The organism is Pseudoalteromonas sp. 2CM41L (assembly GCF_023161905.1).
Taxonomy (GTDB): domain Bacteria; phylum Pseudomonadota; class Gammaproteobacteria; order Enterobacterales; family Alteromonadaceae; genus Pseudoalteromonas; species Pseudoalteromonas atlantica.
The window spans coordinates 257,421-273,102 of record NZ_JALNTN010000001.1 but is presented as its reverse complement, the minus strand read 5'-3'; the positions used below and the strand labels follow the sequence as shown (position 1 = coordinate 273,102).

Sequence of the window (15,682 nt, the reverse complement as noted above, 5' to 3'; positions counted from 1 at the left end):
AACAACTAAATAGCGATTTTTTTGCCTTGCAATCAACACGTTTTTCCATCCTCAATATAGATGACTTAATTATGCGAATTGGTATTAAAAATCGGGCGCTACGCTGAACGTTAAACGCTTATGTGTAATGGGGTGATCTAGCGCCAAATACTCGGCATGTAAGTGTAACCTGTTGGCTTTTTTACCGTAATGTGTGTCACCAATAATAGGCATATTCAGCCCTAAGTGGTGAGCGCAGTGTACCCTTAACTGGTGAGTGCGTCCCGTTTTAGGGTAGAGCTGTAGGCGTGTAATATTGTTTTTACGTTCAAGCACCTGCCATGTAGTAAGTGCGGGTTTGCCGTTTTTATAACAAACAAGCTGGCGTGGCTTATCGTCAAAATCAAGTCGCAATGGTAGCTCTATCTTGCCACTGTCCTTAGGCACAATACCATCAACCAGCGCAATGTAACGTTTATCAATAGTGCGGGCAATAAATTGCTTTTGTAGTGCTTTGTGGGCTCGTTTATTGAGCGCCACCACTAATAAACCTGATGTAGACATATCTAGTCTGTGCACAATTAACGGGCCTGTAGCGTGTGGAAATTGCGTTTGAATACGTAAATACACAGAATCTTCAATATTGACACCTGGTACAGATAAAAACTCGCTGGGTTTGTTTACAATAACAATATCATCGTCTTGATAGACTATCGGCAGCGTTTTACCTTCAGCAGGGTTAACGAGTAGCGGGTTATCTTCTATGCTGAGGCCTTTTAACATGTGCGATAAAATAGGTTGGCACTTACTGTAGCAAGAAGGGTAATAGTTTTTATGTTGGCGTATTGCCGATTTAGGTGCGGCCCCCCACCAAAACTCAGCCATAGCCACTGGCTTTAAGTTATTAAGATAAGCGTATTGTAATAGCTTGGGCGCAGCGCAATCTCCCGCACCTGATGGCGGAGTATGCTCTGGCAATACTGCAAATATGGCATTGAGATCTTTAACTTCATGCTCTGCATTTAAAAACTGGTACTGTGCAAACACTTGCTTTTGTAGGTTTTTAGATAAGATTTTACGGCGTTTTTTTAACTGTTTTATTTCGTCGTGTAGGGCATTAAGCGCCTGCTGTTGCTGAGTTATTTTATCATGCCAGTGATCTTTTATGCTTTGATAGTGTTTTTTATCTTCTATGCTTTGTTTGGCCAGTTCATTCAAGCTTGCTTGTTGCACAGGCGTTATTGCTTGGCTGTGCTCAATTACAAGTGCACTGCGCGCCTTTTTACGTGTTTTTCTATTGGCTTGCATTACGCTTTGTTGAGCGTGTAACTGCTGCTCAAACGCGGCTCTATCGGCATTTAATGACGCTGTTAATTTATTCAATGTACTTGCATTTTCTAGGGCATGTATTTGCGCATTTATGTCGTTAATTATTTTACTTTCTTTTAAATAACCCACATCTTCCAGTGCCATTGTAGATACATTAGGCACGCATTTTATATCGGTATTTAAATTTTCGAGCTGGCCTGAATACGCCGCTAAAAAGCCAAGTTGTTGTTGCTGGTTTTGTACAACCAGTACACCAAACATTTTGCCATCATTCGTTGCTGTATTGCTGCTGTCATTTTCGTTATACGGTAAATGCGTTTCAAGTTGCTGCTGCAATTGTGTTGCGGCTAAAACAGATAACGGATGAGGCTGGTAGTAAAACGGAAACGTAAATTTATCTGGAAGCGGTATAGAATCTACGGAGCAATCAAATAAAGTAAAACAAGAAGCGTGATTTAACATAGCAAAGTAATAGCAGGCATAAAGCAAAGTAATAGGTCCATAATAACATATTCACTTAAGGGGTACTTGCTTAATCCTCTGCGGTTACTAAACCGCGCTTAGCTAAAAAGCGTACTAATGATAGTGTTAGGTTTTCTCTGCGTGCATTATTTGGCCATACCGCGTAATAACCAAGCGGCTTAAGTTGCCAGTTAGGTAAAATGTGAATGAGCTCTTCTCGTGCTAATTGTTTTTTTACTAGGTTTTCGGGTAATATGCCAAGACCCAAGTTTTCAGATACAAAGTGACTTATTGCAAGCGCACTATTTACATTTACGCGCGACTTTTCACAAATACACACCACTTCGCCATTTGGAGAGGTAAAATCTACAGTGCTGCCGCGCATACTAAAATGAACCCAATCCCACTGTTTTAAATCGTTTGGGTGCGTAGGGGGTTGATGCTTACTCGCGTACTTACTTGAAGCAACTAAAAAGCGTTTACTCTCTCCAATTTTGCGCGCCATGAGTGAGCTGTCTTCTAGCCAGCCAACTCGAATACTTAAATCGAGCCCTTCATCCATTATATTTATTACTTGGTCTGTGTAATTAAGAGACAAGTTGATTTTTGGGTAGGTTTGCACAAATTCTGCTATCGCGGCTGAAATCTCGGAGCTTGCTAAAAAGGCGGGCAGCGATATTTTTAAAGACCCTATAGGCTCATCACCCACAGAGTTAATTTCGTTCAAACCTGCCTCTGCGTGTTTTGTTATGTTTTCTACGTGGGCGTAAAATTTTTCACCTTCAGGGGTAAGCGACAATTTACGGGTTGTTATATGTAATAAAGTGACGCCTAAAAACTGTTCTAAGTCAGAAACACTATGGCTTACACGTGAAGGTGCTATGCCAAGCTCCTTAGCTGCAATACGAAATGAACCGCCAGTAACCACTTTGGCAAAAAAAGCCATGTGTCGTAAATAGTTAATCATTGTTCTGAAAGTCGGAATTGTATTGTGCCGTTATTGTATCTATTCGCTTGTGTATCTAAAAGTTATATTAACTGCGAATTCAACATTAGCCTTACAGCCCAATAATTTGGCTGTTAAAAAAATCAGGAATGACAATGAACACATTACAAAAAACTATAGTTGCCGCAATTGCTTTAGCGTGTACCACGCCTACTTTAGCTAGTGCAGAGGGATTTTATGGAACTGCACATGTAGGCTATAGTTCGCAAGCAAATGACTCTCAAGCCATTGGTAACAATATTGCCGTAGATGCCGATTTTCCACCTGAATTTGATGCCGGTGAGGGCAGTGTAGGCAGTATTGGTTTAGGTTATCAGTTCAATCCTCAATTTAGAGTAGAGGCGCGTATTAGCTATCATGATACCGATTATAGCGATACAAAAGTTGGCGTGGGTGCACGCGAAGGTGAGTAGTATGTATTAAAGGGGGATTTAAAAACCACCACTTATACAATTGAAGGCTTTTACGCCTTATATTAAAGCGGGGTTAGGGGTTGCCGATAACAGCTATTCTGCAAAGTTAGGTGGTGCAGGCATTAGCGCCTTTGACGCATTCGATGGAAATGTTGATGGCTATTACGATGCGTATGCTGATGACGATTCAACTGAATTTACATGGAATATTGGTGCAGGGGTTAACTATCAAATAACTAAAACTATGTCGTTATACACAGAGTATCAATACATTGAATTTGGTGATGTGCAAACGGGGCAAGATGCATTTACTGATGGCTTTAAAATTGACAGTGCAGCAAGTCATGAGTTTTTACTTGGTTTACGTGTAAACTTTTAAATTTAAAACACAACACAATGCACCACATACGTGTAGTGAGTGTGTAAAGCAAAAAGCGGCATTTTAAATGCCGCTTTTAGTTGTGCTACTTTTTTTCTTCGTCAGGTAATGTCACGTTGAGTTCAAGTACCGCTAAATCATCTTCGTTTTGATCAAACTGTACCTGCACTGCATCAGTGTTTACATTTACGTACTTACGGATCACATCTAAAATATCTTGTTTTAATTGTGGTAAGTAATCCGGTGTTCCGCGTTGCGAACGCTCGTGCGCGACAATGATCTGCAATCGCTCTTTTGCTAATGACGCGCTATTTTTCTTTTCTGAGCGGAAGTAGTCAAGTAAAGACACATTAACCTCCAAAAATCCGTTTAAATAAGCCTTTTTTCTCAACATCTAAGAAGCGAAAATCGACTGTTTCACCGAGTAAGCGATTGATTGCATCAGCGTATGCTTGCCCTGCATCTGAATCACCATCAAGTATTACTGGCTGGCCTGAATTAGACGCACTTAATACCGCTTGCGACTCAGGGATAACACCAAGTAAAGGAATCGACAGAATATCTTTAACATCTTCTACCGATAACATTTCACCCTTTTCAACTCGCTCAGGGTTGTAGCGTGTTAATAATAAGTGTTCTTTAATATTTTCTAGGCCTTCTTCAGCACGTTTTGATTTGCTGTGTAAAATACCTAAAATTCTGTCTGAATCTCGAACCGAAGATACTTCAGGGTTTGTTGTTACAATTGCTTCATCAGCAAAGTACATCGCCATCATTGCGCCGGCTTCAATACCTGCAGGTGAATCACACACAATGTAGTCAAAGTCTTCTTTTAGTTCGTTTAAAACGCGCTCTACGCCTTCACGGGTAAGGGCGTCTTTATCACGTGTTTGTGATGCGGGTAGTAAAAATAATTTTTCAACGCGTTTATCTTTAATAAGCGCTTGATTTAGGTTGGCTTCGCCGTTTATTACGTTTACAAAATCGTATACTACGCGGCGCTCACACCCCATAATTAAATCTAGATTACGTAAGCCAATATCAAAATCGATAATAACTGTTTTATAGCCTTTTAAAGCTAAACCGGTGCCTATTGCAGCACTTGATGTTGTTTTACCAACACCGCCTTTACCAGAGGTAACGACAATTACTTTTGCCATGAGATTTATCCTTTAACCAAAGCTGAAATTTCTAATGATTCGTTTTTTTGTTGTATTTGTACTGCATTGCCCCAGTGCTCACCTTGTAATGAGTCGCTGATCCAGTAATTGCCATCAATTGAAACCAATTCGGCTTCGAGCTTTTGGCAATAAATGCAGGCGTCTTTAATCCCTTTAGCACCTGCAATAGCGCGCCCGCGTAAGGTGCCATAAATATGCACATTACCATCGGCTATTACTTCTGCACCATGGCTAACTGCACCAAGTACAATTAAGTCTCTGTCTTTTGCATAAACTTGCTGCCCTGAGCGTACCGTGCCATTAATTACTTGCGCAGGTAGGTACACGTTTTTTTCAACAATAGAGGTATTTGGCGCCTCTTGTTTAACGGGTGCACTTTTAGCATCTTGCGAGTAATTTAGTACAGACAGGCCAGCGGCTTTAGCTTGCGTGTGTTGCTCATCTGAGCCATTACAAACACCTACAGCATTAAAGCTCATACGCTCAATGAGAGATTTTAAATGTACAAAATCAAGTGAGCTGTTTTTAATTTCTTCTAAATTAACAACAATAGGCGCTCCTTCAAAAAAACGAGGAGCTTGGGCTATTTTTACATACAACTGTTCTGCTAGAAGGGCGATATCAGTGCTATAAAGATGCAATACTGACAACGTGAAAAGGTTCCCTTTTAGCTCAAAAATTTGTTCCGACATACACGCTCAATTGATTTGTCTGATTAGAAATTAATTTTAGATAAACGTAGGCTGAATAAGGCCTTTAATGAAATTTCTAATCTAATTTTTCTAACTTATTATTACTCTCATGTTATAGTGTGCGGCAATGTTAAGCAAGATTAAATAGGGCCATTATGCTCACTGCGGTATATAAAAGTAAGAAAAAAGCGGATACCTTCTTATTTGTTGAAAAAAGAGATGATTTTAGTAAAGTGCCTGAACCTTTACTGGCTATGTTTGGTCAACCTATTTATGTAATGATTATCAATTTAGCAAAGCGTGATCATTTAGGCGGTGCCGACCTTGAAACAGTAAAAGCAGCGTTAGCTGACCCAGACAAGGGTTACTATTTGCAAATTCCACCGCCGGAAGAAAATTTACTTAGCCAATTACGAAAAGAAAACGGAGTTGATAGTGATTAAAAAGTTAGCCGTAATTTTATGCTCAGTGTGTTTAAGTGGCTCTGTAGTTGCTAAAACGCAGGCCGAATTTCAAACTTATTTAAGTGACTTAAAACAAGAGGCCATTGCTAAAGGGTACGATAGCAAGTTAATAGATGATGCATTTGCGACTGCCTCATACAAAGAAAAAGTTGTATCGGCTGATAAAAACCAGCCAGAGGTTAAAGAAACCCTCGAAACCTACTTACCAAAACGTGTACCGCAATGGAAAATTGATCGTGCACGTAAACTCTACGCAGAAAATAAAGATGTACTTGAACAAGTTGCAAAAGAGTTTGGCGTACAAGCACGCTTTATAGTGGCATTATGGGGCCTTGAAAGTAACTTTGGCACAATACAAGGTGGCCATAATGTTATTTCATCGCTAGTGACGCTTGCCTTTGATGGTCGTCGTGAAGCACTTTATAAGCGCCAGCTTTGGGCAGCATTAGATATTTTAAAGTCAGGCCATATTACGCTTGATAAATTTAAAGGCTCTTGGGCTGGAGCAATGGGGCAAACTCAGTTTATGCCTACCTCTTTTAACGCCTACGCTGTTGATTACAATAACGACGGCCGTAAAGATATTTGGACCACAAAAGAGGATGCATTTGCATCGATTGCCAATTATTTAAAACAAGAAGGTTGGAATGACTCACTAACTTGGGGTCGCCAGGTAAAATTACCTGAAAATTTTGACAGTAAATACGTGCTAAAACGTGGCACTAAAACACGTAAGCAATGGTTAGAATATTGGAACGACTCAGAGCGCTCGCTTGCAGACTGGCAAGCACTGGGTGTACGCAAAGCTGACGGGTCTGACTTACCTAATGTTGATGTACGCGCTGCACTGGTAATGCCCGATGACATTAATGGGCGTATGTACTTAGCGTATGATAACTACAAAGTGTTTATGCACTGGAACCGCTCATATTACTTTGCCACCAGCGTGGGCTATCTATCAGATAGAATTGGTTATCCAAAAATATAATTTATACGCTGTTGTGTGATAAAAAAAGCCGCTAAGCGGCTTTTTTTATTTGTTTAATCATGTTCTTTTTTAAATATTTTATCTTTTAAATCGATAACCTTGCCAATTCCTGAACCAAGCTTCATTAGCTTGTTAAGCTGCTCTGGGCTTAAGCGTTGTAACTCTGAAGACCACTTAGTAACCGTTTCGAGTAGGTTGTGGATTTCGCCCATTTGCTTTTGTGCATAGCGCTCTTCTTCGTTGTTTGCTTCGTCTAAAAGGTTATCACGCAGCAAACTTAGGGTAGGGTCTATTTCACGCTTTTTACGTTCTTCAAATACGCGATTAGCCATATCCCAAATTTCACCCGCTGGGGCGTAATATTCTTTACGATCACCAGGGATATGATGCACTTTAATTAATTGCCATGACTGGAGCTCTTTAATTCCCATGCTTACATTGCCACGCGAGATACTTAGCGCATCGGCAATCTCATTTGCGGTCATGGGCTCTTTGGTGATGATCAGCAAACCGCACATTTGGCCAATCGTACGATTGAAACCCCAACGGCTGCCCATTTCACCACAGTGCATAACAAAGGCTAAGTTTTTTTCAGATAGACTCATAGCTTTTTAAGTTTCAGTAAATTCAGAAAGTAATGCTAGCACGCTTATAAATTATAGCAACGTTTAGCCTGGTATCTTTTGTAGAGTATTAAATCAAGATTAGGTTTAATTTACTCCTACTTTTTGTAGGAGTAAATTAATTGCTTAGGCAGGGTTAAAGTGTGTAGCTAAAGCTGAGCTTAGCGTTGCGCTCTTCGCCTGGCATACCACCTAAAAACATGGCTTTAGAGTAGTACCTTTTATTAAACAAATTGTTTAAATTAAGCTGCATGTGCCATTTATCAGTGGTGTACGAAACTGCTGCGTCGTACACCGTGTAGCTTGGTACATAGCCATCAGGAATACTAAACGAGCTAGAGTTTGTGCTTCTGTTATCTACAAAAGTAACACCGCCACTGATGTTAACAGCTTCAGGTAGGTTAAACATATCGGCATAGTAGGTAACCCACGTACTTGCCGTTACATACGGTACGCCTTTTTGGCGTGTATCGTAACTGCTGCTATTTGGGTTAGATTTATCGCGGGCATCTTGGTATACGCCGTTTACATTTACTTTCCATTGCTCGTTTAAGTGCGCATTTAAATCGAGTTCAACGCCTTTGGTTTGCTCTTCACCATCGTAGTAGCTCTCTACTACATCAGGCCCAGACACACCGGCTTCATACAGTGGGTTTGTGTATTCAAGGTTTGTACGCGCGCTTTCAAATACCACCAGTGATGCTAAAAGCTGATCATCAAATGCTTTAAATCTAAAGCCTAAATCGTTACTGATAGACTCAGAGTCTTCACGGTCGGCCTCTGTACCTGCTACTGAGCCTAATACACTGTAGGCAGTACGGCCTTTCGCGTGGTTAATAAACACGGAAAAGTTTTCAGTAGGCTGATACGTTGCGCCTAAGTTATAAGTTAAGCCACTGTCTGATGTGTTTGCTTCAGGCGTTGGCTCAGCGCGGCTTGAGCTATAACGCTCATCTACACCATAGTGCTCATATGTTTGCTTAATGCGATTATAAGCAACACCAACTCGAGTTGTAAGCTGCTCAGTAATATACCCTACGTGTTGAATACCTAAGCCCCACGCTTGTACTTTTTTGTTGTAGTCACTGGTTTTTAGCGGGTCGTAGTCATCAAAACTGCCTGTTGGCCAATTTGGCGAGCGCATATCATAAATATATGGCAGCGTGCCTTGGTAAAGTACATTTCCTTCGCTGTCGTAAATAACTTTGTCTGCATCGTAAATAGAATACTGTTTAAAGCGAATGTCTCTGTCTTCGTAGTTTGCATTAACCAGTAATTCGTTATCTACGTCGCCTAACATAAAGTCATAGCGTAAATCTAAGAAATACTGCCATGACTTTTCATCAGCTTCTACTTGGCGGTATTCTTGGCGTCGCGCTGCAAATGGGTAAAGCACACCGTCTTCAACTAACGGGGCACGCGGGTCGTTATTTATAATGCCATCGCGTGTTGAATACACATAATTAAACGCACCAGTTTGACGAGCAAAGCTTGATGTGTAGTTACGGTACTGTAACTGCTGATTTAAAAATAAATCATCTGTAATAAAGTAATTATGGGTTAGCTTAAAGCGAAGCTCTTCACCTTCATTATCATCCGCCATAGGAGAGATAATACCGTTAGTACCAAAATCGTACGGGGTAAGGCCATCGGTTGATGAAAGCGAATCTGCCAATTGTGTTTGTTGAGCCGCAGTTAATTGAACACCATTACCAGATGGGTCATTTACTAAATCTGCGCCAGTTACTTCACCTGCAGTTAAACCATTGGCGGTTTCTGCATTATAAATTCGAATAGGGTGGCCAATAGAATCTACTGCAATTGAGTCTTTAATATAGGCAGCAGAGAGCATGATATCTTGCTTGTCGCTTAGTATGTATTTAAGCGAGGTATAAATTTCGTCGCGGTCTTCTTTTAAATCACGAAAGCCATCGCTTGAGGCCGTTTTAGCCATTACGCGATACGCTAGGTCATCGGTAATCGCATTGGTGCTATCAAAGGCAAGTGAATAACTATCCCATTGGCCAAGTTCGGCAGATATTTTATGTTTTTCTTCAAACTCAGGCTTTTTTTCAATCAGATTAATAACACCACCAGCACTGCCTATACCATATAAACCGGTAGCAGGGCCTTTAAGTACTTCAACCGACTCAACATTAGTGAGTGAACGAGTTGGGTTAAAGGTATTACCTAAGCCTGCACCGCCATACATACCATCGTAAGTGTAATTAGCATCAAGACCACGAATGACTAAATTGTCGCCTATACCGTAGTTATTACCGGCTTGAGTTAAACCACTTACATTACGTACAAGCTCTTGTAGGCTGTCTACACCTTGTGACTCTATAAGTTCACGGTCAATAATAACAACCGGTGCCGGTGTTTCCATTAACGACATGTCTGATTTAGTTGCAAGGCCTGAGCTCATTACAACTTGGTTTTGCTTTTCGTAAACGCTGATGCGCTCAATGTCTTTTTCAGCCGTTGTTGCAGCAACCACTAATGATGCGTTTAAACACGCAAGTGTAACAAGAGAGTATTTGAACTTTTTCATATTGATAATTATTCGCATTCCATAAAGTGTGCGAATAGTAATAGTTATTATTCGTTAAGTGAATAAAAAATTCTAAAAAAGTGAAATTAATTGCGTAGTAGGTGAGTTATTGTTCTAAAAAGTAAATTTAAGGTTAAATTAATGCGGTAAATAAAAAGCATGAAAGTGTAAGCTTTCATGCTTTTGTAAAATAATACATTAATTAGTGACTATTTTTTATAAACAACGCCTGCTTTCATAACAAAAGGAATGCGCTCAAGCACAGAGATATTTTTAAGTGGATTACCTTTTACGGCAATAATGTCGGCTGCAAACCCTGATTTTAGCTGACCCAGTTTATTATCCATTTTTAATAGCTTTGCACTGTTAATGGTGGCAGCCTGTATTGCTTGTAGTTCGCTCATGCCAAATTTAACCATACGGCTAAATTGTTTGGCGTTATCGCCATGAGGGTAAATAGCAGCATCGGTACCAAATACCATATTTACACCGGCTTTTACTGCGCGGTTAAAGCTGTCGCGTTGCTTTTTAGACACTTGACGTTCTTTATTGAGGTTTTCTTCATCTACCCCATTTTGCTCACCAAAACTCAGTGTGTATTCTGTATTATAAATGTCCATTGATAACCACGTGCCATGTTTTTTAGCAAGTGCGATGGCTTCATCATCTAAAAAGCTGGCATGTTCAATACTATCTACGCCGGCTTTTATAGCTGTTTTAATACCACTTGTGCCATGTGCGTGAGCGGCTACAGGTAAATCACGCATGTGGGCTTCATCTACAATGGCTTTCATTTCTTCAAATGAATACTGCTGTACACCCACTTTTGTACCTTTAGAAAAAACGCCCCCCGTGGCGCAAAACTTAATGGCATTAGCGCCATACTTTATGTTTTCTCGTACTTTTACTCGTGCAGCCCATGGGCCATCGGCTACCCCTGTTGAAGTGTATTTTAGCTCTGGTGGTAAACGGTTATTATCGCAATGTCCGCCTGTGATCCCAAGCGAAGGGCCAGCTGCCCAAATACGCGGGCCTACAATATCTCCGGCGTTAATACCATCACGCACTGCAATCACGCTATAGCCCTCGGCCCCTACATTTCTGAGGGTAGTGAAACCAGCAAGCAATGTTTTTTTAGAAAAGTGCGCGGCTTTAATGGCCATGCGCGGTACCGACTGACTTAAACGCTCACTTCGAGATACCGTAGGATCGCTGGTCAAATGTACATGCATATCCATAAGGCCCGGCATTAAAGTGAGCTCGGGTAAATCAATATGCTGATCGTTTTTGCTGATGCTCGGCTTTTTGTTTTGTGTAACATCAGTGATCACCCCATTATCAATGGTGATCAGCGGCGATTGAATAACCTCGCCTGTTTGAACATCTACCATGGCTTTAGCAGATATATAAGTAAGGGCTTGCGCGTTAAAGCTTCCTAAACACATAAGTGCAACGGAGGCGCTGAGTAGCTTTTTTTTCATTGTTTTTTCTTCTGGTGGCGGTTTAATTAATTGAAATGTAACAACCTAATATAAAAGTGTAAATATAATAGGTTAATCGCCACTTATCGTAATTTCTTTATTAACGCAGGTTAAGTGCGCATAATCGGCTGACGATACTAAAAAGGATTACCATGAAATCAATTAAATTAGCCTTAGTTGCCAGTGGCGTTATGTTTGCTTTAAGTGGCTGTATGAACACACAAACCAGTAATAACACTGGCAATAGTGCACAGCTAAACACGTCAAACGCACCTGCAGCTATTGTTTCAGAGCTCTCTTATGAGCAGCAATTAGATGTACTTGTAGCACAGTACTACAACGAGTTACTCAGCTTTAAACCTATTAATGCAACTTATAGTGGTCGCAGTGAATTTAATGATAAGTTTACCCCCGCTATTACCCAAAAGAATAGGGCAAAAAAAGCCGCGTTTTACAAAAAGTATCAACAACGTTTAACACTTATTGATAAGGCGCAGTTAACAGGGCAAGCGTTACTCAGCTATGAAATATTACAAAGAGACCTGGCACTTAATTTAGAGGGAATGCAATTTCCAAGCTATATGCTGCCTATTAACCAAATGGCGGGAGCGCATAATACCTTTGCAGGTTTTGGCTCGGGACAAAGTGCGCAGCCATTTAATACCGTAGAAGATTACAATAATTTTATAAAACGAAGCGAAGGCTTTATTACGTGGCTCAGCAGTGTAGAGCGCGCGATGGCGAAAGGGATTAAAGCGGGCATTACCTTACCAAAACCATTAGCTAAAAAGCTTCAGCCACAATTTGCTGCGCATGTGGTTAAAAATGCAGAGGATTCGTTATTTTGGGGGCCAATTAAAAACTTACCAGCCTCATTTACTGCACAGCAAAAGCAGCAAATAACGGCGCAATATAAAGCACTTATTATGCAGCAATTAGTGCCTGCATATATAAGTATGAGCGACTTTTTAGCCAATCAATACATTCCTCAAAGCCGAGAAACGGTAGGCTATAGCGACTTGCCTAATGGTAAAGCTTGGTATGAATATCAAATTAAAAAAAATACCACGTTGAGCCTTTCTGCAGATGAAATACATGAGATTGGTTTAAGTGAAGTTTCGCGTATTTTAAGTCAGATGAAAAAAGTAAAACACGAGGTAGGTTTTAACGGCACCTTAGATGAATTTTTTCAGCACTTACGTGATTCGGACCAATTTTATTACGATACGCCAGAGGCATTAATTGCAGCGTATGAAGATATAAAACAAAAAATAGATGCGCGCGTCCCTTTACTGTTCGATGTTGCGCCTAAAGCCCCTTATGTTGTAAAAGGGGTTGAACCTTATCGAGCTCAATCTGCAGCGGGTGCATCTTATGCAGCGCCGGCACCTGATGGCTCTCGACCAGGTATTTTTTACATCAATACTTATAACCTTAAAGCGCAGCCAAAATTTTTATTAGAAACACTCTCTATACACGAAGCCGCGCCAGGCCATCACTTTCAAATTGCTTTACAGCAAGAAATAGATGGCCTTCCAGATTTTAGAAAATTTGGCGGCTACACGGTATTTGCCGAGGGCTGGGCGTTGTACGCAGAAAGCCTAGGAAAAGAGCTGGGCTTATTTACCGACCCTTATATGTGGTACGGGCGTTTGGCCGATGAGCAACTTAGAGCAATGCGCTTAGTGCTTGATACAGGCTTTCATGCAAAAGGCTGGACTCGACAGCAAGGTATCGATTACATGCTGGCAAATTCGTCAATGGCTAAAAGCGATGTGATAGCAGAAGTTGAGCGTTATATTGCATGGCCTGGCCAAGCACTGTCGTACAAATTGGGGCAATTTAAAATTCAACAATTACGTGACTACTCTAAAAAAGAGTTAGGTGATAAGTTTGATATTAAAGCGTTTCATACGCAAATATTGATTGATGGCGCCTTGCCGATGCCTATTTTAGAGGAAAAAATTAAACGTTGGGTTGCTGCCAGTAAATAGCAAAACGCACAAAGCCCGTACAAATAAAGGCACGGGCTTTGCGCACGCTGTAGCAATACGTTAGAATGCGCGCTCTTTAGGGGCGCGAGTAAATTATGTTTGATCAAGAGTTAGCAAATACACAGTTTTGGCTTAAAAAAAGCTTAGCCGATATGAACCAAAACGAATGGGAAGCGATTTGTGATGGTTGCGGAAAATGCTGTTTAAATACCTTTATTGACAGTGAAGATGAAGACGAATTTACCGCCACCGACCAACTACGTGAAGGCGAAGAGCTTATTTTCACCAACATTGTTTGCCAATACCTTGATAACAATACCTGTGGTTGTAGCGAATACGAAAACCGCCAAACGCTTGTCCCTTCTTGCGTTAAACTGACCAAAGCCAACCTTAAAGATATCTTTTTTATGCCGCAAAGCTGTAGTTATCGCCGTCTTCACGAGGGGCGAGGTTTAGCCTCTTGGCATCCGCTATTAAATCAGGGTGACAAAACCCAAATGCATGCGCTTGGTATTTCTGTTAAAGATAAAACCGTAAAAGACTGTGACGTAAAGCTCGATGACTTTGATTTATACATTGCTGAGTGGCCAACAAAGGATTGCGACTAATGAGCGAGCTTAAGGCTGTAATAGGTTTAATTAATCCTAAAAGCCCGACAAATGTTGGCGGCGTTTTACGTGCTGCGGGTTGCTATGACGCTAAACAAGTATTTTTTACCGGTAGTCGCTACTTAAATGCTAAAAAGTTTCATACCGACACTAAAAATGTTGTTGAGCGTATTGCACTTACCGGCACTGATAACCTACTCAGTGTAAAACCTGAAGGCGCAAAGGTTGTGGTTATTGAGCTGATTGAAGGCGCCACGGCGTTACCTGATTTTAAACACCCTGAAAACGCATTTTATGTATTTGGGCCAGAAGACGGCTCAGTACCAAAAGAGGTTTTAAAATGGTGCGATGAAGTGGTTTACGTACCTACAATTGGTTGTATGAACCTTGCGGCCACCTGCAATGTGGTACTTTACGACCGTTTAGCCAAACTTGGTGGGGTAGAGAGCAGCGACTCAACTATTATTAATTCTCGCGATACCAATAATAAAATGAAGTGGGTAAAAGCTTAAGCACCCACTGCTGTAATTTTAATTAAAATTTCTTTTACTTTATGTACTAAGTTCTACACTTTAGGAACATATTGTAAATGAAATTTAATTATGCGTTTATTTTTAATCCTCATACTCTTTTCATCTTATTGTTTTGCTGAGGTTCCTGTGACCTACATGCAAGATGATACTCGTCACACTGTAATAGGTGAGCGCTATAAATCGGGTTACCTATTTAGCACGCCAAACAGCAATCAAACAATTCATGTGGTTACATTAGACTGGCCGCCGTACATAGGTAATAAGCTGTGTAACAAAGGCTGGGTATATCAATTTAGTACGGCGATTCTACATAGCGCTGGTTATAGTGCTTATATAGAGTTTGTTCCTTGGGCGAGAGCTGTTCGTTCTGTAGAGCTAGGTAAAGCCGATGTGTTAATGCCAGAGTATTATATTGAAGACACCGCGCCATCTGATTACATAGAAGGTAAAACACGCCGTAAGCTTTTAGGGCTTTCTAATTCGTTTGAAGGCGGTAACATAGGTTTTTTAAAACGCAAAGGCGAGCCCGACAGGTTTAATGGCAATTTAAAGTCGCTTAAAGGCTCGCGTATTGGTGTTGTAAGAGGGTATCAAAATACCCCTGAGTTTGATGCCATGATGGATAACAACGAATTTATCATCATTAATGCCGTTGATGATTTACAGCTGGTAAAGTTACTTGCGGCAAAGCGTGTAGATTTAATTATAGGCGACCCCGCTGTGTTACTTTACTCGGTAAAATATGCAGCTTTACCCGATAGCGAAAAACAGACCCTACTTAGTGCTATTGAACCAGAAAGCAAGGCAATTCAATATAACCCTTTATATTTTGCGATAAGTAAAAAAACACCACACTGGCTCACTGTATTAGAAGATATTAATACTGCTTTATACAAATTTAAAAATAGCGGCGAAACCCAAAGGATGAAACAGTCCTTATTAAATGAATGTGATTAATTGTAACGTTCCAATTATTTTGTACTTATAATGTGTCGC

General features: G+C 40.6%; 16 protein-coding genes. 8 read left to right on the top strand and 8 right to left on the bottom strand.

Annotation, left to right across the window (positions count from 1 at the left end; genetic code table 11):
- Positions 1–84 precede the first annotated feature (84 nt).
- Entirely contained in the window at positions 85–1,770 is a 1,686-nt protein-coding gene (locus MTF64_RS01205) for an RluA family pseudouridine synthase (RefSeq protein WP_248450187.1), read from the bottom strand.
- 70 nt (positions 1,771–1,840) lie between these two features.
- Positions 1,841–2,737, bottom strand: a complete 897-nt coding sequence (locus MTF64_RS01200) for a LysR family transcriptional regulator (RefSeq protein ID WP_248450185.1) — start codon at positions 2,735–2,737, stop codon at positions 1,841–1,843.
- A 134-nt stretch (positions 2,738–2,871) separates the two neighbouring features.
- Here MTF64_RS01200 and MTF64_RS19870 point away from each other — a divergent pair, with 134 nt between their 5' ends.
- Both MTF64_RS19870 and MTF64_RS19865 read left to right on the top strand, forming a co-directional pair.
- A complete protein-coding gene (locus MTF64_RS19870; protein ID WP_282446946.1) occupies positions 2,872–3,189 on the top strand; it encodes an outer membrane beta-barrel protein in 318 nt (105 codons plus the stop codon).
- A 40-nt stretch (positions 3,190–3,229) separates the two neighbouring features.
- Positions 3,230–3,568, top strand: coding sequence for an outer membrane beta-barrel protein (locus MTF64_RS19865; protein ID WP_268795991.1), 339 nt, complete (start codon positions 3,230–3,232; stop codon positions 3,566–3,568).
- Between the two features lie 85 nt (positions 3,569–3,653).
- Here the strand turns inward: MTF64_RS19865 and minE are convergent, their stop codons facing one another.
- The 3 genes from minE to minC are packed head-to-tail and all read right to left on the bottom strand — an operon-like array spanning position 3,654 to position 5,441.
- Positions 3,654–3,917 (bottom strand): cell division topological specificity factor MinE, encoded by a 264-nt coding sequence (gene minE, locus MTF64_RS01190; RefSeq protein WP_004586362.1) that lies wholly within the window; start codon positions 3,915–3,917, stop codon positions 3,654–3,656.
- 1 nt (position 3,918) lies between these two features.
- Positions 3,919–4,728, bottom strand: a complete 810-nt coding sequence (gene minD / locus MTF64_RS01185; protein ID WP_024031716.1) for a septum site-determining protein MinD — start codon at positions 4,726–4,728, stop codon at positions 3,919–3,921.
- A gap of 5 nt (positions 4,729–4,733) precedes the next feature.
- A complete protein-coding gene (gene minC, locus MTF64_RS01180) occupies positions 4,734–5,441 on the bottom strand; it encodes a septum site-determining protein MinC (protein ID WP_004586360.1) in 708 nt (235 codons plus the stop codon).
- A 155-nt stretch (positions 5,442–5,596) separates the two neighbouring features.
- Here minC and MTF64_RS01175 point away from each other — a divergent pair, with 155 nt between their 5' ends.
- Together MTF64_RS01175 and MTF64_RS01170 are read left to right on the top strand one after the other, a co-directional pair.
- Positions 5,597–5,884 (top strand): YcgL domain-containing protein, encoded by a 288-nt coding sequence (locus MTF64_RS01175; RefSeq protein ID WP_004586359.1) that lies wholly within the window; start codon positions 5,597–5,599, stop codon positions 5,882–5,884.
- Positions 5,877–6,893, top strand: a complete 1,017-nt coding sequence (locus MTF64_RS01170; protein ID WP_004586358.1) for a lytic murein transglycosylase — start codon at positions 5,877–5,879, stop codon at positions 6,891–6,893. The genes MTF64_RS01175 and MTF64_RS01170 overlap by 8 nt, the downstream gene beginning before the upstream one ends.
- A gap of 53 nt (positions 6,894–6,946) precedes the next feature.
- On the opposite strand, the gene MTF64_RS01165 is transcribed toward MTF64_RS01170, so the two are convergent.
- From MTF64_RS01165 to MTF64_RS01155, 3 genes are all read right to left on the bottom strand, one after another.
- Positions 6,947–7,498 carry a MarR family transcriptional regulator gene (locus MTF64_RS01165; RefSeq protein WP_004586357.1) on the bottom strand — a complete coding sequence of 184 codons (552 nt, stop codon included), beginning with the start codon at positions 7,496–7,498 and terminating at the stop codon, positions 6,947–6,949.
- 154 nt (positions 7,499–7,652) lie between these two features.
- Positions 7,653–10,070, bottom strand: a complete 2,418-nt coding sequence (locus tag MTF64_RS01160; RefSeq protein ID WP_248450183.1) for a TonB-dependent receptor — start codon at positions 10,068–10,070, stop codon at positions 7,653–7,655.
- A gap of 209 nt (positions 10,071–10,279) precedes the next feature.
- Positions 10,280–11,551 (bottom strand): amidohydrolase family protein, encoded by a 1,272-nt coding sequence (locus MTF64_RS01155; protein WP_248450182.1) that lies wholly within the window; start codon positions 11,549–11,551, stop codon positions 10,280–10,282.
- Positions 11,552–11,703: 152 nt separating this feature from the next.
- Between MTF64_RS01155 and MTF64_RS01150 the strand changes: the two genes are divergently transcribed.
- From MTF64_RS01150 to MTF64_RS01135, 4 genes are all read left to right on the top strand, one after another.
- Positions 11,704–13,545: a DUF885 domain-containing protein gene (locus MTF64_RS01150; protein WP_248450180.1), complete on the top strand. Its 1,842-nt coding sequence runs from the start codon at positions 11,704–11,706 to the stop codon at positions 13,543–13,545.
- Between the two features lie 95 nt (positions 13,546–13,640).
- The gene (locus tag MTF64_RS01145) at positions 13,641–14,153 is read left to right on the top strand and encodes a YcgN family cysteine cluster protein (protein WP_024031710.1); all 513 of its coding nucleotides are present in this window, start codon (positions 13,641–13,643) and stop codon (positions 14,151–14,153) included.
- Positions 14,153–14,665: an RNA methyltransferase gene (locus MTF64_RS01140; RefSeq protein ID WP_004586351.1), complete on the top strand. Its 513-nt coding sequence runs from the start codon at positions 14,153–14,155 to the stop codon at positions 14,663–14,665. The genes MTF64_RS01145 and MTF64_RS01140 overlap by 1 nt, the downstream gene beginning before the upstream one ends.
- Positions 14,666–14,755: 90 nt before the next feature.
- Positions 14,756–15,643: a transporter substrate-binding domain-containing protein gene (locus MTF64_RS01135; RefSeq protein ID WP_031289408.1), complete on the top strand. Its 888-nt coding sequence runs from the start codon at positions 14,756–14,758 to the stop codon at positions 15,641–15,643.
- The last annotated feature ends 39 nt before the right edge of the window (positions 15,644–15,682 follow it).